We start from the raw sequence: 24,598 nt of genomic DNA on the forward strand, positions 1-24,598 counted from the left end.
GCGATTCCGGTAGCGTAGCGACGTGATTCTCCCCCGACGAGCGGTGCCCGCATGCATCTGAAGAGCCTGACGCTCAAGGGGTTCAAGTCGTTCGCCCAGCCGACGAGCTTCGTCTTCGAGCCCGGCGTGACCTGCATCGTGGGTCCGAACGGCTCCGGCAAGTCCAACGTGGTCGACGCCCTCGCCTGGGTCATGGGGGAGCAGGGCGCGAAGACCCTCCGCGGCGGCAAGATGGAGGACGTCATCTTCGCCGGCACCTCCACGCGAGGGCCCCTCGGGCGCGCCGAGGTGCAGCTCACGATCGACAACGCCGATGGAGCACTGCCGATCGAGTACGCCGAGGTCACGATCAGCCGCACGCTGTTCCGCAACGGATCGAGTGAGTACGCGATCAACGGCGAGGGCTGCCGACTGCTCGACGTGCAGGAGCTCCTGAGCGACTCGGGTCTCGGCCGCGAGATGCATGTGATCGTGGGTCAGGGGCGCCTCGACACCGTGCTGCAGGCGTCGCCGGAGGATCGCCGTGGCTTCATCGAGGAGGCGGCGGGGATCCTCAAGCACCGACGCCGCAAGGAGAAGACCCTCCGCAAGCTCGACGCCATGGAGGCCAACCTGACGCGTCTGAGCGACCTGGCCGGTGAGATCCGGCGGCAGCTGAAGCCGCTGGGCCGTCAGGCCGAGATCGCCAGGGAGGCCCAGACGATCGCGGCCGTGGTGCGCGATGCGAAGGCCCGGCTGTTCGCGGACGACGTAGTCGCCCTGCGCACGGCCCTGGCCGACCACACCCGCACGGAGCAGGAGCGTCACACGGAGCGCCTCGTGCTGTCGGATCAGGCCGAGGCGGTGCGTGCGAGCATCGCGCGGCTCGAGAAGGACCAGAACTCCGTCGCCGTCGATGCGGCGCGCGGCGTGGCCTTCGGGCTCGAGCAGGTCCAGGAGCGCATGCGGGGGCTGTACACCCTCGCCAATCAGCGTCTCGCTCTGCTCGGCTCGGAGGAGGACGATGCCGCCGTGACCGCGGTCACGGTGACGCAGGCGACGATCGACGAGGCGAAGGACGACATCGAGACGATCTCCTCGGGCCTGGGCGATGCGCAGGATGCCGCGGTCGCGGCGAGCCGCGAGGTCGTGCACGCCAGGGCGGAGCTCGACACGCTCGACGTCGACATCGCGGAGCAGAGCGCGCTCGTGTCGGAGTACGACATGCGCCTGACGGCCCTGCGCGGTACGGCTGATGCGGCGGCGTCGGCCCTTGCCGCGGTGCGTGGTGCCGTGCTGCGCCAGGAGAATGCGCTCGAAGCGGCGAACGAACGGCGGCGGGAGGCGGCGGAGGCACTGGAGGCGATCGAGGACGCCGAGGCACCGCAGGGCACAGCCGTCGAGCACGCTGCCGCCTATGAGAGCGCGCAGCGGGCGGCGACGGCGGCGGAGGCCGAGCGCGAGACGCTGCGCGAACGGCTCCACGCCGCGGAGCGCGAGGTCGACTCGCTCACGGCGAAGGCGGCGGCGCTGAGCAGCGCGCTGTCGCTGTCCGGTGGTGCCGCCGAGATCGTGAAGGCCGGTGGCGCGGGAGTCCGCGGACTGGTCGGCGACGCGGTGCAGGTCAGGCCGGGGTTCGAGGCGGCGATCGCCGCGGTCCTCGGTCCGCTCGCGGAGGGCGTGCTGATCGACAGCGCGGACGCCGCGTTCACGCTGGCGGCCCTGGCTGCGGCGGAGCGCCGTGGGGTCGTGGATTTCGTGGTGGCGGATGCTCTGCGCCCCGAGTCGACCGCGCCTCCCGTCGACGGTGTCACGTCCGCGATCGACGTGGTGACCGCACCCGACGGCGTCCTGGGCATCCTGTCGCATGTGCTGATCGCCGAAGACCTCGATGCGGCGCGCTCGGCGCGAGCCGCTCTGGATGCGCTGTCCGACACGCGGACGACGATCGTGACGACCAGCGGCGAGGTGATCACCGCGCAGACGCTGCGCACGGGCTCCGGTGGTGAGCGGTCGCGTCTCGAGCTCGCGGCCGAGCGCGACGCGGCGACGGAGCGGCTCGCCGAGATCCAGATCGTCGTCGACTCGCTCCGGGAGGCGCGGATCGAGGCGGACGAGCAGGTGGAGGCGACACGGCGTCAGGCCAAGGACGCGTTGCGGGCGCTGCGCGAGCACGATGCCGCCCTGGCCACGCACGCCGAGCAGGTCAACCGCGTCACGGTGCGGCACGAGTCCGCCGTGGCCGAGTGCGAGCGCCTGGAGTCGGGGCTCGCGCAGGCCCAGGCTGCGGTCGCGGATGCCGAGGCGAAGGCGGAGTCGGCCCGTGCGGAGCTCGACGAGGCCGTGGCCGCGCCGCGTCCCGTGCTGGACGCGTCTGCCCGCGACGGTCTGCTCGAGGCTCTCGAGCTCGCCCGCGAGGGAGAGGTGCGCGCGCGGCTCGAGGTCGAGACGCTGCGCGAGAGGGTGCGTGCGGCGCAGGCGAGGGTCGCGACGCTCGAACGGCAGCGCGAGCAGGAGCGGGACGCCGCCGCCGAGGCCGCCCGCCGTGCAGTGATCCGTCGGGCACAGCGGGAGGCCGCCTCCGGGGTGGCGGAGGAGCTTCCGCGCATCCTCGACTCGCTCGACCGCTCGGTGACCGAGGCCCGTGTGGCTCTTGCCGAGGCGGAGGCCGCCAGAGCAGCGCAGAACGAGGAGCTGGTGGCGCTCCGGAAGCAGGAGACGTCGCTGCGCGAGCGGCTCGTCGGCCTCACCGAGAGCGTGCACGGCCTGGAGCTGCAGATCCACGAGAAGAAGCTCCACCTGCACAGCCTGCTGGAGCGTGTGTCCTCCGAGCTGTCGCTCGACGAAGATATTCTCGTTGCGGAATATGGACCTGATCAGCTCGTTCCGCGCGATCCCGGAGTGGAGCCCCCTGCGGACGAACTGCTCGACGACACGGCGATCCCGTTCGATCGTCGTATCCAGCAGCGCCGGCTGGCCGAGGCCGAGCGGAAGCTCGCCCAGCTGGGCCGCGTCAATCCGCTCGCTCTGGAGGAGTTCGCCGCGCTCGAGCAGCGCCACGCCTTCCTGACGGAGCAGCTCGCCGACCTGACCCAGACCCGTCAGGATCTGCTGACGATCATCGCGGACCTCGACGAGCGGATGCAGACCATCTTCGCCAGTGCGTTCGAGGACACCAAGGAGGCGTTCGGTCAGGTCTTCCCGCTGCTGTTCCCCGGTGGGACGGGGAGCATCTCCCTGACCGACCCGGACAACATGCTCACGACCGGCATCGAGGTCTCGGTGCGGCCCGTCGGGAAGAAGATCGAGCGCCTGTCGCTGCTCTCCGGAGGGGAGCGGTCGCTGGCCGCTGTCGCGCTGCTGGTGGCGATCTTCAAGGCGCGTCCCAGCCCGTTCTACATCCTCGACGAGGTGGAGGCGGCCCTCGACGATGCGAACCTCGGCCGGCTGCTCACCGTGTTCGAGCAGCTGCGGGAGACATCTCAGCTCCTGGTGATCACGCACCAGAAGCGCACGATGGAGATCGCCGACGCGCTGTACGGGGTCTCGATGCGCCAGGACGGTGTGTCCGCTGTCGTCGGTCAGCGCGTTGGTGACCGCGCCGCCGCCGCGGCGAGCTGACCGGCGTAGCGAACCGCTACCCGTAGGCTGGGGGGATGGCAGAGAAGTCCTGGTCTCTCGGTCGCGCCCTGCGCGGCATGTTCGTCAAGCCCACGATCGATGAGACGACGTGGGAAGACCTGGAGACCGCCCTGATCACGGCCGACTTCGGGCCGGACATCAGCGAGCGCATCGTCGACGAGCTCCGCGACAAGGTCGCGAAGTACCGCACGACCGACCCCCGCGACCTCCAGCGCATGCTGCGCGAGACGCTCGAGGAGCACTTCGCGAAGTTCGACACGACGCTCAAGCTCACCGAGCGCCCGGCCGTCGTGCTCGTCGTCGGCGTCAATGGGGTCGGGAAGACCACCACGATCGGCAAGTTCACCAAGTTCCTGCGCGGCTACCAGCGCAGCGTCGTGGTGGGGGCCGCCGACACGTTCCGTGCCGCCGCCGTGGACCAGCTCGCCACGTGGGCGCAGCGCGGAGGGGCGGCGATCGTCCGCCCGCAGCACGAGGGGCAGGACCCGGCGTCTGTGGCGTTCCAGACCGTGGAGTACGCCAAGCGCGAGGGCATGGAGATCGCGATCATCGACACGGCCGGTCGTCTGCACACCAAGGGCGGGCTGATGGACGAGCTCGGCAAGATCCGCCGGGTCGTGGAGAAGCAGGCCCCGATCAGCGAGGTGCTGCTGGTTCTCGACGCGACGACGGGGCAGAACGGGGTCATGCAGGCGGAGACGTTCCTGCAGCACGCCGGTGTCACCGGGCTCGTGCTGACCAAGCTCGACGGGTCGGCCAAGGGCGGCTTCGTTCTCGCGGTTCAGGAGCGCACCGGGATCCCGGTGAAGCTGCTCGGACAGGGCGAGGGCATCGACGATCTGACCGGTTTCACCCCGCACGTGTTCGTGCAGGCGCTGGTCGGCTGACACAGGGCTACCGCCCTGAGCACGAGGCTGGTTTCATAGCGTTATGGCGATCGAACACGACTACTTCGGACTGCTGTCGTCGGGCCCCGACGGCTCGATCTTCTGGTCGGAGACCGTCGAGCTCGGTGACCAGAGCGTGACGGTCGACCTCACCGCTCCGGACCAGGACGACGTGTCCGCTGATGCCCTCGACCTCGCCGCCGCGCTGATCGCGGGACTGGAGAACGTCGACGCCACGGCCCGCCGCGGCATGTTGTCCGAGGTGGATGACCGGACGAGCGAGGTGACCGAGTACATCCTTCAGCAGCAGGAGGCCTTCGGCGACGACCTGCCGGACGTGCTGGTGGACGTGTCCGGCGATGCTGCGGTGGACATCATCCGCTCGCTACGCCTGATGAGCATGACGATCCTGGCGGACGAGCATGGCGGGTCCGAGCCCTTCGCGGTGCTCGAGTACGCGCTCGACGACAGTGCGACCGACGACGTGCTGCTCGTGAACCTCGGCTCGGACGGAAGCGTGCAGTCCGTGATGAGCGCTGACTGACCCGGCGCTCACCCCGCAGATCACACGGCCTGGGCGAACCCGAGGTCGGCGCCCTCGGCGATGTGCGCGAGGTGCGGCGGGATCTCCCGCCCCTTCGAGACCATGGACTGCGCCCAGAGGCGTCCGGCACGGTACGAGGAGCGCACCAGCGGTCCGGCGAGCACCCCGAGGAAGCCGATCCGCTCCGCCTCCTCCTTGAACTCGACGAACTCGGCCGGCTTCACCCAGCGGGCGACGGGGAGGTGCCGCGGCGACGGCCGCAGGTACTGCGTGATGGTGATGATGTCGCAGCCGGCGTCGTGAAGATCCTGCAGGGCCTGCACGACCTCCTCCGGCTCCTCGCCCATGCCCAGGATCAGGTTCGACTTGGTGATGAGTCCCGCGTCGCGCGCCTGGGTCAGCACTCCCAGCGAGCGCTCGTAGCGGAAGGCCGGCCGGATGCGCTTGAAGATGCGCGGGACGGTCTCGACGTTGTGGGCGAACACTTCGGGCCGGGACTCGAACACGATGCCGAGCTGATCCGGGTCGCCGTTGAAGTCGGTGGCGAGCAGTTCGACGCCGGTGTTCGGGTTGAGGCGATGGATCTGGCGGACGGTCTCTGCGTTGAGCCAGGCGCCGCCGTCGGGAAGGTCGTCGCGGGCGACGCACGTGACGGTGGCGTAGCGGAGGTTCATGCGCACGACGCTCTCGGCGACGCGGCGTGGCTCGTCGGTGTCGTAGTCCGCGGGCTTGCCGGTGTCGATCTGACAGAAGTCGCAGCGCCGAGTGCACTGGGATCCGCCGATCAGGAAGGTCGCCTCGCGGTCCTCCCAGCACTCGAAGATGTTGGGACAGCCCGCTTCCTGGCACACGGTGTGGAGGTCTTCGCTCTTCACGAGCGAGTGGAGGGCGGTGTACTCCGGCCCCATCTTGGCCTTGGTGCGGATCCACTCGGGCTTGCGCTCGATGGGGGTCTCGGCGTTGCGGATCTCGAGTCGGAGGAGCTTCCGGCCCTCGGGGGCGGCGGTCATGCGGGGACTCCCGTCCGTACGATGTCGGTGTATTCGGCGAGGAAGGCGGCGCGGACGGCGTCCACGAGGTCGCGGGGTTCGACGACGGCCCCGGAGACCTCGCTGACCGTGGTCACACCGGCGTCGGTGATGCCGCACGGGATGATGTCGCGGAACGGTGCGAGCGAGTTGGCGCAGTTGATGGCGAAGCCGTGCATGGTCACGCCCTGCTGCACGCGCACCCCGATGGCGGCGACCTTGTCCTCGGAGAGGGGGCGGCGAACCCACACCCCGCTGCGACCGGGCACCTGGTAGCCGTCGACGCCGAACGGTCGCAGGACGTCGATCAGCAGATGCTCGAGCCGGCGCACGTGCGCGACGACATCCATGGGCTCAGGGAGGCGGACGATCGGGTAACCGACCAGCTGCCCCGGGCCGTGCCAGGTGATCTTGCCGCCGCGGTCGACGTCGACCACGGGGGTGCCGTCCTGCGGTCGCTCGTGCGGCTCGGTGCGCTTGCCCGCCGTGTAGACGGCCTCGTGTTCGAGCAGGATCAGCGTGTCCGGACGCGCGCCGGAGAGCACATCGGCGTGCACGCGGCGCTGCAGGTCCCAGCCGTCGAGGTACGGCACGGGGGTCGGGGAGAACCCGGGGGTGAGGATGTCGAGCATGAAGTCTCGCCTCCGAAATAGTTGGATTGCGTCTAAGAATACGCCCTGTTGTGACGCCCGAGCGCGACTCGCCGCGCGCGGTAGCGTGAGGGTATGAACTCCACCGGCCGCGCTGGCCGCCCCAAGGCGTCGTCGCGCGAGACGCTCGCGGAGGCGGCGTGCGAGCTGTTCCTGGAGCGCGGGTACGACGCCACGTCGGTCGCCGACATCACGCAGCGCGCCGGGGTGAGCCGCTCCAGCTTCTTCAACTACTTCACCTCCAAGAGCGACGTGCTGTGGTCCGCCGTGGACGAGCGCATCGAGGAGGCCGTCAAACGCCTGCAGGGCCTCGGGCGCGAGGCGGACGGCGACGCCGTGCGCGGGATCCTGCGGGGCATCGTGCGGGACTTCGCGCCGGACCCGCTCGCGCTCGCTCTGCGCAACGCCGGCGCGATGGGACTGCAGGATGAACTCGTCCGCGACACCGGGGTGCGCCTGGCGCGGCTGTCGGAGGCGATCGCCACCGCGGCCCGTGGCTCCGGCGTCGACGCGATCAGGGCGGACATCCTCGGCGCAGCCCTCGCGGCCGCCGTGTTCTCCGCGTTGCGCGTGTGGGCCGAGCAGGGCGCAGGGCTCGGAACCCCGCAGGCCGTGCTCGACGACGCCCTCGGCGCGATCCACGACCTCCCGTGGTCCGGCTGAGCGAGTCGTCGGCGCTCGCGTAGAATCGGGAGCACCATGGCTACCTTTGGAACGCTCTCCGACCGTCTCACCGAGACCTTCCGCAACCTCCGCACGAAGGGGAAGCTCACTGCCGCCGACGTCGACGGCACCGTGCGCGAGATCCGTCGCGCGCTGCTCGACGCGGACGTCGCTCTTGCGGTCGTCAAGGACTTCACGGCGAAGGTGCGCGAGCGCGCGCTCGGCGACGAGGTCAACAAGGCGCTGAACCCCGCCCAGCAGGTCGTGCAGATCGTGAACGAGGAGCTCGTGCAGATCCTCGGCGGGGAACAGCGTCGTCTGCAGTTCGCCAAGACGGCGCCGACCGTCATCATGCTCGCCGGGCTCCAGGGCTCCGGAAAGACGACGTTCGCCGGCAAGCTCGCGAAGCAGCTGGAGGGCGAGGGGCACACCCCGCTCTTGGTCGCCGCCGACCTGCAGCGTCCGAATGCCGTCAACCAGCTGCAGGTCGTCGCGGAGCAGGCCGGTGCGACCGTGTACGCACCCGAGCCGGGCAACGGCGTCGGCGATCCGGTCAAGGTGTCGCGCGACGGCGTGGAGCACGCCCGTCGCCAGCAGCATGACGTGGTGATCATCGACACCGCCGGACGCCTCGGTGTCGACGCCGAGCTGATGAAGCAGGCCGCCGACATCCGCAAGGCGGTCGACCCGGACGAGGTGCTGTTCGTCATCGACGCGATGATCGGTCAGGATGCGGTCAACACGGCGAAGGCCTTCCAGGAGGGCGTCGACTTCACCGGCGTCGTCCTGTCGAAGCTCGACGGTGACGCCCGCGGTGGTGCGGCGCTCTCGGTCGCCTCCGTCACCGGCCGGCCGATCATCTTCGCCTCGACCGGTGAGCGCCTCGAAGACCTCGAGCCGTTCCACCCCGACCGCATGGCGAGCCGCATCCTCGACCTCGGCGACATCCTGACCCTGATCGAGCAGGCGCAGCAGGCGTTCGACGAGGAAGAGGCGCTGAAGGTCGCCGAGAAGCTCGCCAACGAGGCCTTCACGCTGGAGGACTTCCTCGAGCAGCTGCAGCAGATGAAGAAGATGGGCTCGATGAAGAAGATGCTCGGCATGCTGCCGGGCATGGGCCAGATGAAGCAGCAGCTGGAGGACTTCGACGAGCGGGAGATCGATCGCACCGAGGCGATCATCCGCTCGATGACGCCGGGGGAGCGGCGTAACCCCAAGATCCTGAACGGCTCGCGTCGTCTGCGCATCGCCCGGGGCTCCGGCATGACCGTGACCGACGTGAACCAGCTGGTGCAGCGTTTCGACCAGGCGGCGAAGATGATGAAGACGGTCGCGCGCGGTGGCACGCCGAACATCCCCGGCATGGGTCCCGTGCCCGGCATGGGCAAGCCGGGAGCGTCGTCCAAGCGCGGCAAGAAGGGCAAGGGGTCTCAGGGACGCTCGCGCTCGGGTAACCCCGCCAAGCGGGCGGCCGAGAACGCTGGCCTGGCAGCATCCGCCTCCGCGAACGGCTCGGGCTTCGGTCTCGGCGGAGCTCCTGCGCCCACCGAGGCGGATCTCGCCGAGATCCAGAAGCTCTTCGGCAAGAGCTGATCCTCAGGCGCGTGCCGCCGGCACCGGTGCCTCCTCGCCGATCGTCGGCGTCGTCGGTGTTCGCCGTGGCCGCGCCGTCAGCTGTCCCACCACGAGCGCACCCAGAGCGAGGGCCAGTCCGACGCCCTGAACCGCGGTGAAGCTCTCCCCGAGGACGATGACGCCCAGCAGGGCGGCCACGAGCGGCGAGAGCAGGGCGAGCAGGCCGGGCGCGATCACCGGCAACTGCTGGATGCCCCGGAACCAGAGGGTGTAGGCGACGATGCCCCCGACCGTACCCAGCCAGAGGTAGCCCAGCGCTGCGGCCCCGTCGATGGACGACGGCACGCCCTCCACGGCGAGGGTCACGGGAAGCAGGAGCAGGCCGCCCGCGGTGAGCTGCCATCCGGCGTAGACCACGGGGCCGATGTCGCGCGGACGGCCCCAGCGCTTGGTGAGGATCATGCCGAGGCCCGTCGCGGTGACGCCGCCGAGCGCCGCGAGCACGCCCCAGAGGTCGAGCTGCGCCGCCGGACCGAGGACGACCAGTGCGACACCGCCCGCTCCGGTCACGGCGGCCGCGGCGGACACCGCCCTGATCCGCTCCTGGAGCACCAGGGTACCCAGCACCAGCACGATGAGCGGCTGCGCCCCTGCGACTGCGGCGGCGACCCCGCCGGGCAGCCGCTCGGCGGCGAGGAACAGCAACGGGAAGAACGCGCCGATGTTGAGCGCGCCCAGCACGAGCATCTTCGGCCACCACGTGCCGCGCGGCAGGCGACGAGCGAGAAGCACGGCCACGAGACCCGCCGGGAGCGAGCGGAGCAGCCCCGCGAACAGCGGGTGGCCAGGAGGGAGGAGCTCGGTCGTGACGAGGTAGGTCGTGCCCCACGACAGCGGGGCCAGAGCCGTCAGCAGCACGATGCGCCATCTGTTCATGGCTCCAGCGTGGGGGCTTCCCGCGCATGAGTCCAACGCGGGCTTGTCATCCTGTCCATGAGGCGCGATCATGATCGGATGGATCTGCAGCAACTGCGGTACGTGGTCGCGGTCGCGGCGACCGGGAGCTTCACCCGCGCGGCGGAGCAGTGCTTCGTGACGCAGTCGGCGCTGAGCCACCAGATGGCGGCGCTCGAGCGCGAGCTCGGCCATCGGCTGTTCGCGCGATCGAGCCGCAGCGTGCGCCTCACGGAGGCGGGCGAGGCGTTCCTCGAGCATGCACGGGTCGCCGTCCGCGCCGCCGAGCAGGCGAAGGACGCCGTCGCTGCGGTTGCCGGCGAGGTGACCGGAACGCTCCGCCTCGGCGCAATCCCCACCGTGACAGCGGTCTCGGTCCCGGAGCTTCTGCGCGCGTTCCGGGAGGCGCATCCCTCGGCACGGGTGGAGCTGCGCGGTGGCAACAGCGACGAGCTCATCGCCGCGCTCCGCCGCGACGACCTCGACATCGCGCTGCTGGGCTTGCGCGGCGACCTGGAACCCGCGGGGGTCGCGTCTCGCGCGGTCCAGCATCAGCGACTGGTCGCGGTGCTGCCGCATGACCACGGGCTCGCGACGCGGCGGCGGCTCCGGCTCGCCGATCTCGCCGGGTGTGCCTTCGCGGACTTCCCCGCCGGGACATCGGGTCGGGCGCAGAGTGACGCCGCCTTCACCGCCGCAGGACTCGAGCGGGACGTGGCCTTCGAGGTCGACACCGCCCCGCTGCTCCTCGGACTCGTGAGGGCGGGGCTCGCCGTGACCCTTCTGGCCCCGGGGGTGGTCGACGGCGCAGAAGGTGTGGTCGCGGTGGCGGTGAGCGACGGGCCCGAGCGGACGGAATACGTCGCGTGGGATGCCGTGGCTCCGAGGGGCGTGGCGCGGGCGCTGCTGGCCGTCGTGGACGGGATGCGGAACCAGGAATCGGATCGCGGGTGAAACGAGAAGCGGGCCCGGGGGAGACCCCGGACCCGCCTCATCCTTCCTCGGACTACTTCACGTCCTCGTCGACCCAGTCCATCGACTTGGTGACGGCCTTGCGCCACAGCCGCAGCTGACGCTCGCGCTCGGCGTCGTCCATCGTCGGCTCCCAGCGCTTGTCCTCCTGCCAGTTGGCGGAGAGGTCGTCCAGCCCGTTCCAGAAGCCGACGGCGAGACCGGCGGCGTAGGCGGCACCGAGCGCGGTGGTCTCGGCGACGACCGGGCGCACGACCGGGACCCCGAGCACGTCGGCCTGGAACTGCATGAGCGCGTCGTTGGCCACCATGCCGCCGTCGACCTTGAGCTCGCTCAGGTCCACGCCCGCATCCGCGTTGACGGCATCGAGCACGTCGCGGGTCTGGAACGCGACGGCTTCGAGCGCTGCGCGCGCGATGTGGTTCTTGTTCGCGTAGCGGGTGAGACCCACGATCGCGCCGCGGGCGTCCGGACGCCAGTACGGCGCGAACAGACCGGAGAACGCGGGGACGATGTACACGCCGCCGTTGTCCTCGACCTGCTCCGCCAGCTTCTCGACCTCGGGCGCCGAGGAGATGATCCCCAGCTGGTCGCGGAGCCACTGGATCAGCGAGCCCGTCACGGCGATCGACCCTTCGAGCGCGTAGTGCGTCGGCTGGTCCCCGAGCTTGTACCCGACGGTCGTGAGCAGCCCGTTCTTCGAGTGGACGACTTCCTCGCCCGTGTTGAAGATCAGGAAGCAGCCCGTCCCGTAGGTGTTCTTGCTCTCGCCCTTCTGGAACGCCGCCTGACCGAACGTCGCCGCCTGCTGGTCGCCGAGGATCCCGGCGATCGGCGTCTCGCGCAGCAGCGACGAGCTCTCGGCGGTGCCGTAGACCTCGGAGGAGGAGCGGATCTCCGGCATCATCGACCGCGGCACGCCGAACACCTCGAGGATGTCGTCGCGCCACTCGAGCGTCTCCAGGTCCATGAACAGCGTGCGCGAGGCGTTGGTGACGTCGGTGGCGTGCACGCCGCCGTCCACACCGCCGGTCAGGTTCCAGAGCACCCAGCAGTCGGTCGTGCCGAACAGCAGGTCGCCCGCCTCGGCCTTCTCGCGCGCACCCTCGACGTTCTCCAGGATCCACGCGATCTTGGTGCCGGAGAAGTAGGTCGCCAGCGGCAGGCCGACGACCGGCTTGAAGCGCTCGACGCCACCGTCGGCTGCGAGACGGTCGACGATCTCCTGCGTGCGGGTGTCCTGCCACACGATCGCGTTGTACACCGGCTTGCCCGTGGTCTTGTCCCAGACCACCGCGGTCTCGCGCTGGTTGGTGATGCCGACCGCGGCGATGTCGTGCCGGGTCAGGTCGGCACGGCCGAGCGCCAGTCCGATGACCTCCTGCACGTTGCGCCAGATCTCCGCCGCATCGTGCTCGACCCAGCCGGCCTTCGGGAGGATCTGCTCGTGCTCCTTCTGGCCGGTGGCGACGATGCTGCCCTTCTTGTCGAAGATGATCGCGCGGCTCGACGTCGTGCCCTGGTCGATCGCGATGATGTAGTCAGCCATGTGTTCTCCTTTGAATTCGCTTGCGGGTAGGGATCAGCCGGCGAGGCCGAGCAGAACGGGTGCCGCGAGGGCGGCGATGACACCACCGATGAGCGGGCCGACGACCGGGACCCACGAGTAGGACCAGTCGCTCGCGCCCTTGCCCTTGATCGGGAGGATGGCGTGAGCGATGCGCGGGCCGAGGTCACGGGCGGGGTTGATGGCGTAGCCGGTCGGGCCACCGAGGGAGGCGCCGATCGCGACCACGAGCAGGGCGACCGGAAGCGCCGTGAGCGGGCCGAGGCCACCGGGGGTGCCGATCTCGATGTCGCCGTAGTCGGCGAACGCGAAGATCACGAACACCAGCACGAACGTACCGATGATCTCGGTGACGAGGTTCCAGCCGTAGGAGCGGATGGCCGGGCCGGTCGAGAACACGCCGAGCTTGTTGGCCGCTTCGGGCTCCTCGTCGAAGTGCTGCTTGTAGGCGAGCCACACGACGATCGCACCGAGGATCGCACCGAGCAGTTCCGCCCCGGTCGCGGTCAGGAACATCGCGAAGTCGATCTTGCCGGCGACGAGCAGGCCGATGCCGACGGCGGGGTTCAGGATGGCGCCCGAGTAGGCCGAGACGAGGACACCGGCGAACACCGCGAGACCCCACCCCCAGTTGACCATCAGGAAGCCGCCACCGAAGCCCTTGTTCTTCGCCAGGGCGACGTTCGCGACGACACCGCAGCCGAGCAGCACCAGCATCGCCGTGCCGACGAGCTCGGACAGGAAGTAAAGACCGAGATTGACGTCAGTCATGTCTTCATTGACCTTTCTTACGGGTCGGGGCCCCTCTGCCCCGACCCCCTATGGGGGTAGCACCGCAAGGAGGGCGGTGGTCGGACTTCCGTCAGCCGCGGGCGCGGGACGGAAGGTGGAGTCCGTGTCGTTCGTTGAGGAGGAGGCGGGTCTGCTCGACTTCGGCATCGTGCCGCTCGCGGTCCCAGCCGAGGAGGGGAGCGAGCGCCTCAGCGATCTCGTCGAGCACCTCGGCGTTGGCGCCGCCCGTGAAGGCGATGCTGGTGCGGCGCAGGATCACGTCCTCCAGCCGTGCGACCATCTCGTTCTGCACCATCCATTCGAGCTCCCGTGTGGAGAGGTCGCCGCCGGCGAGGGGCGCGTCCGGCCCCTGCTCGACGTGCGCCCAGACCTCGGCCGCCCGCGTGCCGTAGCGGGCCAGCAGCTGCTCGGCACGTGCTCCGGCGCCCGGCAGGTTCTCCTGGATCCAGATGCGCTTGGCCTTCTCGGTGCGCGGGAACTCGCGTCCGCCGCCGATGGCACGACCCGCGGTCGACACCGTGCGCGTGCGACCCAGGAGGTCGAGCACCTGGTTGGACAGCGATTCGCCGAGCGCGCGGAACGTGGTCCACTTGCCACCGACCAGGCTCACCAGCGGGACGGCGCCCTGGCGGTCGACCTCGACCCGGTAGTCGCGCGAGACGAACCCGGGGGCCGTGTCCTCGTGGCGGGGGAGCGGGCGGATGCCAGAGAAGTTGTAGACGATCTGCTCGCGGGTCACCGAGATCGTCGGGAACACGTGGTGGATGAGGTCGAAGAAGTAGTCGATCTCCTCCTCGGTGCACACCGGGACCTCGCGCGGGTCGGCGTCGATGTCCGTGGTGCCGACGAGCACTCGGCCCTTCAGCGGATAGATCAGCACGATGCGGCCGTCGGAGTGCTCGAAGAAGATCTCGCGGCCGCGGGTGGCGTCCAGCAGCTCCGGGTGGTCCAGCACGATGTGCGAGCCCTTGGTGCCGCCCATGAAACGGCTCTGGAGGCCGAGCTCCTCGTTGGTGAGGTCGGTCCAGGGGCCGGACGCGTTGACGATCACGTCGGCGGACACGGCGAACTCGGTGCCGCTCTCGCGGTCGCGCAGCAGCACGCTGTCGCCGTCGCGACCGACCGCCTCGACGTAGTTGAGAGCCACGGCGCCGGGGTGCGCGGCGCGCCCGTCCTGCAGCACGTCGAGGGCGAGTCGCTCCGGGTCGTGCATCGAGGCGTCGTAGTACGTCGCGGTGTACTTGATGTCCGGGTCGAGCGACGGCAGTTCAGCGAGCGACTTCTTACGTCCGAGGAAGCGGTGGCGCGGCACGGTGCCGCCGTCGCGCGAGAAGGTGTCGTAGATCGTGAGGCCGACCTTGATCAGGAACGCTCCGCGCTCCTTCGGCTTGCCGCTCTTGTGGGTGAGGAAGCGGAGCGGCGCGGAGAGGATGCCCGAGAACGTCGAGTAGATCGGGATCGTGGTCTGCAGCGGCTTGACGTAGTGCGGCGCGATCTTGAGCAGACCGTTGCGCTCCTCCACCGATTCGCGGACGAGGCGGAACTCGCCGTTCTCCAGGTAGCGGATGCCCCCGTGGATCATGTGGCTGGAGGCGGCGGAGGCCCCGGACGCGAAGTCGCCGCGCTCGACCAGGAGGACATCGACCCCCTGCAACGCCAGGTCGCGGAACGTGGAGATGCCGTTGATGCCACCGCCGATGACGAGGACGGTGGTGCGTCCGGACTCGCGGACAGCGCGGACGTCCGCGCGCTCGGGGGACGCGTGTGTGGAATCGATCATCGTCGACCCTCTCTTCCTTGCTTGCCACCAGCATCGACCCGTCTGACGTGGGCGCGCAAGTCCGCTGCACATATGTGCAAGGATCGAAGGACAGGAGGAAGTCATGGCAGGTTCCGGCGCGCAATCCCGCGACAGCAAGCTGATCGCGGCGCTCACCGCCGCTCAGCTCTACTACATGCAGGACAAGACCATGGAGGTCATCGCCACGGAGCTCGGCACGTCGCGGTCCTCGGTCTCACGGCTGCTGAGCTTCGCGCGGGAGAGCGGACTCGTCGACATCCGCATCAACTCACCGCTCGAACGGCTCGGCATGCTCGAACAGCGCATCCGCGATCGCCACCGCGTCGTCGCACACGTGGTGCCGATGGCCGAGATCGTGAGCGAGGTGGAGCGGCTGGAGCGCGTCGCCCTGACGGCGGGACGACTCCTGTCTCAGTTCGTCGACTCCAACATGATCGTGGGCGTGGCGTGGGGATCGACCATCAGTGCCGTCAGCCGTGGTCTCACGCAGAAGGAGACGCACAACACCACGTTCGTGCAGCTCAACGGCGCCGGCAACACGCAGACCAGCGGTGTGGAGTACTCCAGCGACATCCTGCAGCGCTTCGGCAGTGCGTTCGGCGCGCAGGTGCAGCAGTTCCCGGTCCCGGCCTTCTTCGACGACCCCGCGACGCGAGAGGCGATGTGGCGGGAGCGCAGCACACGGCGGGTGCTCGACCTCCAGGCGAAGATGGACATCGCGGTGTTCAGCCTCGGCTCGCCCGCGGCAGAGGTCCCCAGTCGCGTCTACGTCGGCGGGTATCTGGGGCGTGAGGACTACCGGAGCCTCCGCGAGGATCACGCGATCGGCGACGTCGCGACCGTGTTCTTCCGCGCGGATGGCTCGTGGCGCGACATCCGTGTCAACGCCAGGGCGACCGGGCCGGGCCTCGACCGTCTGCGGCGCGTGCCCCGGCGGGTGTGCGTCGTGTCCGGGGTGCCGAAGCTCGCGAGCCTGCGGGCGGCGATCGCCGCGGAGCTCATCACCGACGTCGTGCTCGACGAGGGCCTCGCGCGCCGGCTCATCGAGGACTGAACCGCCGACGGGGCGTCACTCGCCGTCGATCGACGACTCCGGCCCCGAGCGGAACTCGCGGATCAGGTGCTGCACGACCGCGGCGAGGTCGCCGTCCGTCGCGTCGGCGACGGCCAACTGACGCGCATAGCTCGCGCCTCCCTCGAGGATGCCGCCGATGCTCGCGAACTCCCGCCCGCAGCCGAGCTCGACCGCGACCGGGGCGAGCTCTTCGATCTTCTCCGCCAGATGATCTCCTACGAGGCGCTGAGTTCCGATCGCGTCGACGATCACGCGCGCGTCGAGGCCGTAGCGGGCGGCGCGCCACTTGTTCTCCCGGTGGTACCAGGCGGGCAGCTCGGGAAGCGCGGCGCCCTCGTCCAGCAGCCGCGAGAAGTGCTCGACCAGCACCTGCACGAGCGCCGCGACGGCGGCCATCTCGGACAGCGTGGACAGCCCGTCGCACGCCCTCACCTCGATCGTGCCCCAGCGCGGTGCGGGGCGGATGTCCCAGCGCACCTCTGTCGCGTCGGCCATGACGCCCGTGCGGACCATGTCGTCGAGGTACCGCTCGAACTGTGCCCAGTCGCGCAGCGGCCAGGGGAGCCCAGCGGTCGGAAGCTGCTGGAACACCAGGGCGCGGTTGGAGGCGTATCCCGTGCGCTCCCCGGCCCAGAACGGGCTCGACGCCGACAGAGCCTGGAGGTGGGGGAGGTAGGCGGACAGGGCGTTGATGATCGGGAACACCTTGCGCTGGTCCTCCACGCCCACGTGCACGTGGATGCCCCAGATCATCATGTTGCGTCCCCACCACTGGGTGCGCTCGATGAGGGTGTGATACCGGGTCTTGTCCGTCACCTGCTGATCGAACCATTGCGCGAACGGGTGGCTGCCGGCGGAGAGGAGCTCGATCCCCGCCGGGTCGGTGGAGGCCCGGACCGCGGAGATGGCGTTGGCGATGTCGTCGACCGCGTGGGCCACCGAGTCGCCGATGCCGCTCGTGACCTCGATCGTGTTCGTGAGGAGCTCCCCGGTCACGGTGTGGCGTTCATCCTCGCTCTCCGCTTCCAGCGCGGCGAGGAGCTCGGGCGCGCGGCCGACCAGATCGCCGGTCGCGGGATCGGCGAGCATGATCTCCCATTCGAGACCGACGGTGGAGCGGGCCGAAGCGGCGAAGTCGAGCTGCACGACCACAGTCTGACACGGCGTCGCCGACACGCGGCCACGCCGTGTCGCCGCGTTTCGCGCGGGGCCGGTGCATCTGGCAGAATAGAGGGTCGGACGACGTGCTCGACCCTCTATCCAGCATTCGTCCTCCCTATTGAGCTTCCGCCGGGTGTGCACCCCACTCTCCAGGCGATCGGTTCGTTTCCTTCCACACCATTCAGGAGAATCGTGTCTGTCAAGATTCGTCTCAAGCGCCTGGGCAAGATCCGCGCGCCTTACTACCGCATCGTCGTCGCCGACTCGCGCACCAAGCGCGACGGTCGTGTGATCGAGGAGATCGGCAAGTACCACCCCACCGAGGAGCCCTCCTTCATCGAGGTCGACTCCGAGCGTGCGCAGTACTGGCTGTCCGTCGGCGCTCAGCCGACCGAGCAGGTCACCGCCATCCTCAAGATCACGGGCGACTGGGGCATCTTCAAGGGCGACAAGGACGCGAAGTCCACGCTCAAGGTCGCCGAGGAGAAGACGGCGTTCGAGGCCGACTCCTCGAAGAAGTCGGTCATCAAGCCGAAGGCGGAGAAGAAGGAGGCTCCCGCTGAGGAGGCTCCCGCCGCTGACGCCGACGCGGAGGCCGCCGAGGCTCCCGCCGCCGACGCCGAGTAATCCATCGTGCTTGCCGCCGCGCTCGAGCACATTGTCAAGGGGATCGTCGATCACCCGGAGGATGTGCGCATCACCGAATCCACCTCGCCGCGAGGCGACCTCCTCGAGGTGCGTGTGCACCCCGACGACCGTGGACGCGTGATCGGGCGCGGCGGCCGCACGGCCAAAGCCCTGCGCACTCTCGTCAGCGCTCTCGCGGACGGGCGTCGCGTTCGTGTCGACGTCGCGGACGACTGACGTGGTGGCGAAGGACCGCAGCCAGGGCAGGAACCAGCTTCGCGTCGGACGGCTCGTCAAGGCGCACGGGCTGAAGGGCGCCCTGAAGCTGGAGCTGTACACCGACAACCCCGAGGGCCGATTCACCCCGGGGGCCGTGTTCACGTTGCAGGTGCCCGAGGCATCTCCGTGGCACGGCAAGGAGATCACCGTCCGCGAGTACCGCGTGATGAACGGGAACCCGGTCGTGTTCTTCGACGACGTCGACGACCGCACGGCCGCCGAGAGCCTCGTGCGCGCGATCCTCTGGATCGATCAGGACGAGGACGAGGTCGAGGAGAACGCCTGGTTCGACCACCAGCTGGTCGGACTCGACGTCGTCCGCGACGAGACCGTGGTCGGTCGCGTCGTCCGCGTCGATCACTTCCCCGCCCAGGACCTCCTCATCGTGAAGGCGGGCGAGCAGGAGATCATGGTGCCGTTCGTCGAGGCGATCGTGCCGACCGTCGATGTCGCGGGCGGCCGCGTCATCGTGACGCCCCCGTCCGGTCTGTTCGAGGAACTCCCCGACTCGGAGGATGCCCAGGCGGACGAGTCGACGGAGGCGGACGACGCTTCCGAATCGCGCTGATACGGTTCCCCCGTGCGCATCGATGTCGTCTCCATCTTCCCGTCGTACTTCGACGGCCTGACGCTGTCGCTGCTCGGAAAGGCGCGGCACACCGGTCTGCTCGATCTGCGCGTCCACGACCTCCGCGACTGGACGCACGACCGCCATCGCACGGTCGACGACACCCCGTACGGCGGGGGAGCGGGCATGGTCATGAAGCCGGAGCCGTGGGGGCTCGCCCTCGATGAGATCGCCGGTTCCGACGTGTCCGGCACCGAAGCTCCCACCTTCATCTTCCCGTCTCCGGCGGGGGAGGTCTTCACGCAGGCGACGGCGCGCGATCTCTCGACGCGGGGACATCTCGTGTTCGGTTGCGGCCGCTACGAGGGGATCGACGAGCGCGTCTTCGAGTACGCGTCCGGCCTGGGCGAGGTCCGGTTGATCAGCCTCGGCGACTACGTGCTGAACGGCGGCGAGGTCGCCGCGATGGCGATGATCGAGGCTGTCGGACGGCTCATCCCCGGTGTCGTCGGCAATCCGGAGAGCCTCGTCGAGGAGTCGCACGAGGACGGGCTGCTGGAGTACCCGTCGTACACGAAGCCCTCGGTCTGGCGCGAGCGTGCGGTGCCGGAGGTGCTGCTCAGCGGCAACCACGGGGCGATCGCGGCCTGGCGCCGCGAACAGCAGATCGAACGGACTCGGCGCCGTCGGCCGGACCTCCTGCCACCGGCGGAGGCCTGAACCGACCTCCGAACGCGTGTCGCGCACCTGTTAGCGTCGGAGCATGGTGGACAGGGCACTCGCGCAGTCGTTCGAGACGATCGGCGAGGAGTACGACCGTCATCGGCCGGGATTCCCCGTCGCAGCGGTCGAAGCCATCCTCCCCGCCGCGGTTCCTACGGTGCTCGACCTCGGCGCGGGGACGGGCAAGTTCACCGAGCTCCTGCTCGAGCGCGCGGATCGCGTGGTGGCCGTCGAGCCTTCCGCGCCGATGCGCGAGGTGCTTCGGTCCAAGCTGCCAACGGTCAGCGCTCTCGACGGTACGGCTGAGCGCATCCCCCTGGGCGACGGCGCCGTCGACGCGGTCTGCGTTGCGCAGGCCTTCCACTGGTTCGACCGAGACACGGCCGCGGCGGAGATCGCGCGGGTGCTGGTGCCGACGGGTGTGCTGGGTCTGCTCTGGAATCGCGCGGATCCGACGTGCGCGTGGGACGTCGCATGTCACCGCATCGCGCACCCGGCCGTGGGCGATGCCGATGCCACGACCGCGACCGCCGTGGAGCTGCCGGGCTTCGACTTCGTCGGGCACCACGAGATCCGCTGGAAGGAACGGATCAGCCGTGCCGGCTACGTCGCCCGGTGGGCCACGGTCAGCAGCTATCTCGTCGCGAACGAGTCCGGGCGCCGCGCGATGCGTGATGCGATCGAGGCCGTGCTCGACGACAGCCCGGAGACGGCGGGCAGGGCGGCCTTCGACCTTCCGCATCTGACTGACGTCTTCCGCTACCGGCGCGCATGAGGATCTGGTCGTTGCATCCGGTGTACCTCGACCGGCAGGGCCTCGTGGCGTGCTGGCGCGAGACCCTGCTCGCTCAGGCTGTGCTCGCCGGAACGACGAAGGGCTATCGCGAGCACCCGCAGCTGGCGCGCTTCCGCGAGGCACCCGAGCCGTCGACGGCGGTGTCGGCCTATCTGCGCGGTCTTGCGGACGAGGCTGACGCGCGTGGCTACCGCTTCGATCGCTCGCGCATCCGTACCCTCGGCACCACTGTGCCGCCCCTCGAGGTCACCACCGGTCAACTCGACCTCGAGTGGCGCCATCTGCGTGCCAAGCTCGCCGCCCGAAGCCCGGACCGCCTGGCCCTGCATGCGCACACGCACTGTCCGGCGCCTCATCCGCTGTTCGTCGTGGTCGAGGGCCCCGTGGCGTCGTGGGAACGGGCGTGACGTCGCGGGTCAGTCGACGCCGAGGAAGGAACGGTCGGTGAGGATGATCGGCCCGTCATCCGTGATCGCGATGGTGTGCTCCGAATGCGCACCGCGGGAGCCGTCGACGCTGCGCAGCGTCCAGCCGTCGGGGTCGGTCACGAGCTCGTCGGTGGTCGCGAGGAACCACGGCTCGAGAGCCAGGACCAGGCCGGCGCGGAGCGGGAAGCCGCGGCCCGCTCTGCCGTCGTTCGCCACATGCGGGTCTCCGTGCATGGTGCGTCCGACGCCGTGCCCGCCGAAGTCGGTGTTGATGGAGTAGCCCTCGCCGTGGGCGACGTCGGCGATCGCAGCGGAGATGTCGCCGATGCGGTTGCCCACGACAGAGGTCTCGATCGCGGCCGTGAGAGCCCGCTCGGTGGTGTCGATCAAACGCAGGTCCTCGTCGCGCGGCGTGCCGACCACGAACGAGACGGCGGAGTCGGCCACCCATCCGTCGACGGAGACCGCGAAGTCGAGGGTGACCAGATCGCCGTCGCGCAGGGTGTAGTCGTGGGGGAGGCCGTGCAGGACCGCGTCGTTCACGGAGGTGCAGATGACCTTGCCGAAGGGGCTCGCCCCGAAGGACGGGTGGTAGTCGATGTAGCAGGACTCCGCGCCCGCTCTGCGGATCATGTCGTGGGCGCGACGGTCGATCGCCAGAAGGTTGGTGCCCACTTTCGTCTCGTCGCGCAGGGTCGCCAGGGTCTCGGCGACGAACCGGCCTGCCGCGCGCATCTCGTCGATCTCGGCAGGGGTGCGCAGTTCGATCATGGGTGTCCTCTCGTTTCCTCCATTCTCCCTGATCGAAGCGCCCAGGGGAGCCGAGCGCTCAGAGCGAACACGCTGACCCGACGAGGGGCGATCGACGTAGCATCGGAGCATGTGGTTGCGTCAGGCGTTCTTCCGGTGGCTCCTGCCGTCTGCCTTCGTGCTCCCGCTGTGGCTCCTCGTCGGCTGGGGCGTGTTCCAGGGCGGCTGGGCCATCCTGTGGGTGTTGCTCATCGCGATGCCGTCCGTCTTCATCGGGCAGCTCCTGCTCACACTGCTCACGCGTTCGCGGCCGTCGGTCCGCGCTGAGCGTGCCGGGTCCTGGTGGGATGTCGCCGGCTTCGCGCTGTGGCACGGCCTCACCATCGCGGTGGGATTCTTCATCGACGGCGCGTTCGGCTGGTTGCTCGCGGCGGCGATCGTCGTCGGGATCGCGCTCGTCTGGCTGCAGCTGTGGCAGCTGTGGAACGAGGCCCGTGGCAGTGGGGCGCGCATCAGAGAGACCATCACATGGTCCACGATCCCCGCCGCGGACGAGCCGACCGTGCGCGCGGAGCCCCATGAGATCATCGTCGTGCGCGAGAGTGATCCCCGGGACTGAGTGACCGTTTTGGTCGCATCTGCCATCCGTGGCAGAATGGATTCTTGTGCCGTGACCGGCTCTGCCTCAGGGGAGCCCGCGGACGCGTCAGCGCCGTTCAGCACACACCCGTTCTTGTTCCTTCCATCATCATGCATCCGACCTGTGGCGAGTGCAGAGAGAGACGATCATGCAGATCCTCGACGCCGTCGACGCGGCTTCGCTCCGTTCCGACATCCCCGAGTTCTTCCCCGGTGACACCGTCAAGGTGCACGTCAACATCACCGAGGGCAACCGCTCCCGTATCCAGGTCTTCCAGGGCGTCGTCATCGGCCGCCAGGGCGACAGCGTGCGCGAGACCTTCACGGTCCGCAAGATCAGCTTCCAGGTGGGCGTGGAGCGCACCTTCCCCGTGCACTCCCCGGTGATCGACCACATCGAGGTCGTCACGCGCGGTGACGTTCGTCGTGCGAAGCTCTACTACCTGCGCGAGCTGCGTGGCAAGAAGGCGAAGATCAAGGAGAAGCGCGACAACTGAGTCGCAGCTTCCTCACAGCACCCCGGGACACGATGTCCCGGGGTGCTTTGTCGTGCGCGGGGTGTGCGACCCTTGTTACTGCCGTGTGCCAACGGTGCTCCACTCGAGAAGGAACCAGATGACTGACTCTCCGTCCGCACGTCCGACGAGAAGGCGCCGCGGGTTCCTGGTCTTCCTCCGTGATGTGCTGGTGATCGTCCTGATCGCGGCGCTGGTGTCGTTCGTCATCAAGACGTTCGTCGTCCGCTCGTTCTACATCCCCTCGGCCTCGATGGAGCGGACGCTGCTCATCAACGACAGGATCCTCGTCGACGAGCTGACCCCACGCTGGACCGGCTACGAGCGGGGCGACGTGGTCGTGTTCAAGGACCCCGGGGGATGGCTCGACGGTCAAGTGCAGACACCGGCGCAGCCGCCTCTGATCCAGGCCGTGGATTGGGTGCTGAACTTCGTGGGTATCTCGGCGACGGACTCGCAGGACCATCTCGTCAAGCGCGTGATCGGGGTCGCGGGCGACCACGTGGTGTGCTGCAACGCGCTGGGGCAGATCACGATCAATGGTGCACCGATCGACGAGCTCGGATACCTCAACCTCCCGCAGGGCGACACCGCCGCCTCCAACGAGCCGTTCGACGTGGTCGTGCCTGAGGACTCGGTGTGGCTCCTGGGCGACAACCGCGATCGCTCGCGAGACGCGCGCGCCCACCAGGATCTCCCGAGCGGCGGCTTCGTGCCCGTCGGCAACATCGTCGGCAAGGCGTTCCTGACGACCTGGCCGCTCGATCGGTTCGGCACGATCGACGGGCATCACGAGATCTTCAACGGGGTACCGGAGTCGGAATGACCGTCGTCGCGCCCCGTCTGACGCTCGAGCGACGGCTCCTCGGCGAATGCGAGCTGATCATCGCGCTCGACGAGGTCGGTCGCGGTGCCCTCGCGGGGCCGGTCGCCGTGGGGGCCGCCGTGATGGACGCCAAGGGAGCGCGCCGGCGGGTTCCCGAGGGCCTGCGCGACTCGAAACTCGTCACGGAACGACGGCGCCCTGAGGTGGCTGCGCGCGCCGCGGCGTGGGTCCAGGCCTCCGCCGTCGGCTGGGCGACGGCGAGGGAGGTCGACGAGGTGGGGATCATGCGGGCGCTCGGTCTCGCCGCGTCGCGGGCCGTTCAGGCCGTGGTAGACCAGGGGGCCGCCCTCGAGAATGCGCTGGTGCTGCTCGATGGGAATCATGACTACGTGTCCCGCGTCCATCCCGTCCCTCTCCGTGTGCGGCCGGTGGTCAAGGCCGACCGCGACTGCGCCTCCGTGTCGGCCGCCTCCGTGATCGCCAAGGTCGCACGCGACGGGCACATGGCCGAGCTGCACGAGGGTCATAGCGGCTATCAGTGGGATCGGAACAAGGGCTACGCGAGCCCCGAGCATCGGGACGCCATCCGCGCTCTGGGCCTGTCACCGTTCCACCGGTCGTCCTGGGCGATCGCCGATGCCCCGACGCTCTTCTGAGGGCGCCCGCGGATACCGCTCCGTGCGGTCCGCCGCCATAGGATGGAGTCATCATGGATGAGGAAGCCTTCGACGACTACGACCGCGAGCTCGAGCTGGCGCTGTTCCGTGAGTACCGCGACGTCGTCTCGCAGTTCCAGTACGTGGTCGAGACCGAGCGGCGCTTCTACCTCGCCAACGAGGTCAACGTCGTGCGACGCGACACCGAGCACGACTTCTACTTCGAGATCTCCATGAGCGATGTCTGGGTCTGGGACATCTATCGCGCGGACCGCTTCGTGAAGGCCGTGCGGGTCCTCACCTTCAAGGACGTCAACGTCGAGGAACTGCAGCGACGCGAGTTTGAGCTCCCGCAGGAGTTGTCCCTCGACGGCGAGTGACCTGACGCCGTCGGAGAGGTCCCGACCCGCCGGTCGGCTGCGACTCCCGTTCTGCACCGACCGCAGGAACGAGGGTCTTCTCCGCGGCCTCCCTCGCAAAGCCCGACAGCCCCACGGCGCA

Annotated in this window: 26 protein-coding genes; 18 read left to right on the forward strand and 8 right to left on the reverse strand. The window is 69.3% G+C overall.

What is annotated here, in order from left to right; all coding sequences use genetic code 11:
• Positions 1–51: 51 nt before the first annotated feature.
• Genes smc through DW299_RS14575 form a run of 3 tightly spaced genes read left to right on the forward strand, consistent with a single transcriptional unit; the run spans position 52 to position 5,052 of the window.
• On the forward strand, positions 52–3,600 hold the full coding sequence (smc, locus tag DW299_RS14565) for a chromosome segregation protein SMC (protein WP_136037010.1): 3,549 nt from the start codon (positions 52–54) through the stop codon (positions 3,598–3,600).
• Between the two features lie 35 nt (positions 3,601–3,635).
• Entirely contained in the window at positions 3,636–4,508 is an 873-nt protein-coding gene (gene ftsY / locus DW299_RS14570; RefSeq protein WP_136034558.1) for a signal recognition particle-docking protein FtsY, read from the forward strand.
• A gap of 43 nt (positions 4,509–4,551) precedes the next feature.
• Positions 4,552–5,052, forward strand: a complete 501-nt coding sequence (locus DW299_RS14575; RefSeq protein WP_136037011.1) for a DUF2004 domain-containing protein — start codon at positions 4,552–4,554, stop codon at positions 5,050–5,052.
• Positions 5,053–5,072: 20 nt separating this feature from the next.
• Here the strand turns inward: DW299_RS14575 and lipA are convergent, their stop codons facing one another.
• On the reverse strand, positions 5,073–6,062 hold the full coding sequence (lipA, locus tag DW299_RS14580) for a lipoyl synthase (protein ID WP_136037012.1): 990 nt from the start codon (positions 6,060–6,062) through the stop codon (positions 5,073–5,075).
• A complete protein-coding gene (gene lipB / locus DW299_RS14585; RefSeq protein ID WP_136037013.1) occupies positions 6,059–6,712 on the reverse strand; it encodes a lipoyl(octanoyl) transferase LipB in 654 nt (217 codons plus the stop codon). Before lipB ends, lipA begins: the two co-directional genes overlap by 4 nt.
• A 93-nt stretch (positions 6,713–6,805) precedes the next feature.
• Between lipB and DW299_RS14590 the strand changes: the two genes are divergently transcribed.
• Positions 6,806–7,393 (forward strand): TetR/AcrR family transcriptional regulator, encoded by a 588-nt coding sequence (locus DW299_RS14590; RefSeq protein ID WP_136037014.1) that lies wholly within the window; start codon positions 6,806–6,808, stop codon positions 7,391–7,393.
• A gap of 36 nt (positions 7,394–7,429) precedes the next feature.
• Entirely contained in the window at positions 7,430–8,986 is a 1,557-nt protein-coding gene (gene ffh, locus DW299_RS14595) for a signal recognition particle protein (RefSeq protein WP_136034568.1), read from the forward strand.
• A gap of 3 nt (positions 8,987–8,989) precedes the next feature.
• Here ffh and DW299_RS14600 read toward each other — a convergent pair whose 3' ends face one another.
• The gene (locus DW299_RS14600) at positions 8,990–9,904 is read right to left on the reverse strand and encodes an EamA family transporter (protein ID WP_136037015.1); all 915 of its coding nucleotides are present in this window, start codon (positions 9,902–9,904) and stop codon (positions 8,990–8,992) included.
• A 78-nt stretch (positions 9,905–9,982) separates the two neighbouring features.
• Here DW299_RS14600 and DW299_RS14605 point away from each other — a divergent pair, with 78 nt between their 5' ends.
• Entirely contained in the window at positions 9,983–10,876 is an 894-nt protein-coding gene (locus DW299_RS14605; RefSeq protein ID WP_136037016.1) for a LysR family transcriptional regulator, read from the forward strand.
• Positions 10,877–10,928: 52 nt separating this feature from the next.
• Here the strand turns inward: DW299_RS14605 and glpK are convergent, their stop codons facing one another.
• The 3 genes from glpK to DW299_RS14620 all read right to left on the reverse strand — a co-directional run bounded on the left by glpK (position 10,929) and on the right by DW299_RS14620 (position 15,033).
• Entirely contained in the window at positions 10,929–12,443 is a 1,515-nt protein-coding gene (gene glpK, locus DW299_RS14610; protein ID WP_136034574.1) for a glycerol kinase GlpK, read from the reverse strand.
• A gap of 33 nt (positions 12,444–12,476) precedes the next feature.
• The gene (locus tag DW299_RS14615; RefSeq protein WP_136034578.1) at positions 12,477–13,232 is read right to left on the reverse strand and encodes an MIP/aquaporin family protein; all 756 of its coding nucleotides are present in this window, start codon (positions 13,230–13,232) and stop codon (positions 12,477–12,479) included.
• A 91-nt stretch (positions 13,233–13,323) separates the two neighbouring features.
• On the reverse strand, positions 13,324–15,033 hold the full coding sequence (locus DW299_RS14620) for a glycerol-3-phosphate dehydrogenase/oxidase (protein WP_136037017.1): 1,710 nt from the start codon (positions 15,031–15,033) through the stop codon (positions 13,324–13,326).
• Positions 15,034–15,136: 103 nt separating this feature from the next.
• On the opposite strand from DW299_RS14620, the gene DW299_RS14625 reads away from it, so the two are divergent.
• Positions 15,137–16,108 (forward strand): sugar-binding transcriptional regulator, encoded by a 972-nt coding sequence (locus DW299_RS14625; protein ID WP_136034582.1) that lies wholly within the window; start codon positions 15,137–15,139, stop codon positions 16,106–16,108.
• Between the two features lie 15 nt (positions 16,109–16,123).
• Here DW299_RS14625 and DW299_RS14630 read toward each other — a convergent pair whose 3' ends face one another.
• On the reverse strand, positions 16,124–17,275 hold the full coding sequence (locus tag DW299_RS14630; RefSeq protein ID WP_136034584.1) for a glutamate--cysteine ligase: 1,152 nt from the start codon (positions 17,273–17,275) through the stop codon (positions 16,124–16,126).
• Positions 17,276–17,482: 207 nt separating this feature from the next.
• On the opposite strand from DW299_RS14630, the gene rpsP reads away from it, so the two are divergent.
• The 6 genes from rpsP to DW299_RS14660 are packed head-to-tail and all read left to right on the forward strand — an operon-like array spanning position 17,483 to position 20,690.
• Complete coding sequence (rpsP, locus tag DW299_RS14635) at positions 17,483–17,917, forward strand: 30S ribosomal protein S16 (protein WP_136037018.1); 435 nt, start codon at positions 17,483–17,485, stop codon at positions 17,915–17,917.
• 6 nt (positions 17,918–17,923) lie between these two features.
• Entirely contained in the window at positions 17,924–18,154 is a 231-nt protein-coding gene (locus tag DW299_RS14640) for an RNA-binding protein (RefSeq protein WP_136034588.1), read from the forward strand.
• A 1-nt stretch (position 18,155) separates the two neighbouring features.
• Positions 18,156–18,764: a ribosome maturation factor RimM gene (gene rimM / locus DW299_RS14645; protein ID WP_136034591.1), complete on the forward strand. Its 609-nt coding sequence runs from the start codon at positions 18,156–18,158 to the stop codon at positions 18,762–18,764.
• Positions 18,765–18,776: 12 nt separating this feature from the next.
• A complete protein-coding gene (gene trmD, locus DW299_RS14650) occupies positions 18,777–19,484 on the forward strand; it encodes a tRNA (guanosine(37)-N1)-methyltransferase TrmD (protein ID WP_136037019.1) in 708 nt (235 codons plus the stop codon).
• Positions 19,485–19,527: 43 nt separating this feature from the next.
• Positions 19,528–20,262 (forward strand): class I SAM-dependent methyltransferase, encoded by a 735-nt coding sequence (locus DW299_RS14655; protein WP_136034596.1) that lies wholly within the window; start codon positions 19,528–19,530, stop codon positions 20,260–20,262.
• The gene (locus DW299_RS14660) at positions 20,259–20,690 is read left to right on the forward strand and encodes a pyrimidine dimer DNA glycosylase/endonuclease V (RefSeq protein ID WP_136037020.1); all 432 of its coding nucleotides are present in this window, start codon (positions 20,259–20,261) and stop codon (positions 20,688–20,690) included. Before DW299_RS14655 ends, DW299_RS14660 begins: the two co-directional genes overlap by 4 nt.
• Positions 20,691–20,699: 9 nt before the next feature.
• Here the strand turns inward: DW299_RS14660 and map are convergent, their stop codons facing one another.
• On the reverse strand, positions 20,700–21,482 hold the full coding sequence (gene map / locus DW299_RS14665) for a type I methionyl aminopeptidase (RefSeq protein WP_136037021.1): 783 nt from the start codon (positions 21,480–21,482) through the stop codon (positions 20,700–20,702).
• A 109-nt stretch (positions 21,483–21,591) separates the two neighbouring features.
• Between map and DW299_RS14670 the strand changes: the two genes are divergently transcribed.
• The 5 genes from DW299_RS14670 (at position 21,592) to DW299_RS14690 (ending at position 24,477) form a co-directional block, all read left to right on the forward strand.
• Entirely contained in the window at positions 21,592–22,080 is a 489-nt protein-coding gene (locus DW299_RS14670) for an MFS transporter permease (RefSeq protein WP_136037022.1), read from the forward strand.
• Positions 22,081–22,249: 169 nt separating this feature from the next.
• Entirely contained in the window at positions 22,250–22,597 is a 348-nt protein-coding gene (gene rplS, locus DW299_RS14675; protein WP_136034604.1) for a 50S ribosomal protein L19, read from the forward strand.
• A 118-nt stretch (positions 22,598–22,715) separates the two neighbouring features.
• On the forward strand, positions 22,716–23,441 hold the full coding sequence (gene lepB / locus DW299_RS14680) for a signal peptidase I (protein WP_136034606.1): 726 nt from the start codon (positions 22,716–22,718) through the stop codon (positions 23,439–23,441).
• Complete coding sequence (rnhB, locus tag DW299_RS14685; protein ID WP_136037023.1) at positions 23,438–24,097, forward strand: ribonuclease HII; 660 nt, start codon at positions 23,438–23,440, stop codon at positions 24,095–24,097. Before lepB ends, rnhB begins: the two co-directional genes overlap by 4 nt.
• 53 nt (positions 24,098–24,150) lie before the next feature.
• Positions 24,151–24,477: a DUF2469 family protein gene (locus DW299_RS14690; RefSeq protein WP_017204525.1), complete on the forward strand. Its 327-nt coding sequence runs from the start codon at positions 24,151–24,153 to the stop codon at positions 24,475–24,477.
• Positions 24,478–24,598: the final 121 nt, after the last annotated feature.

This window comes from Microbacterium sp. K35, from assembly GCF_004794375.1.
GTDB lineage: Bacteria > Actinomycetota > Actinomycetes > Actinomycetales > Microbacteriaceae > Microbacterium > Microbacterium sufflavum.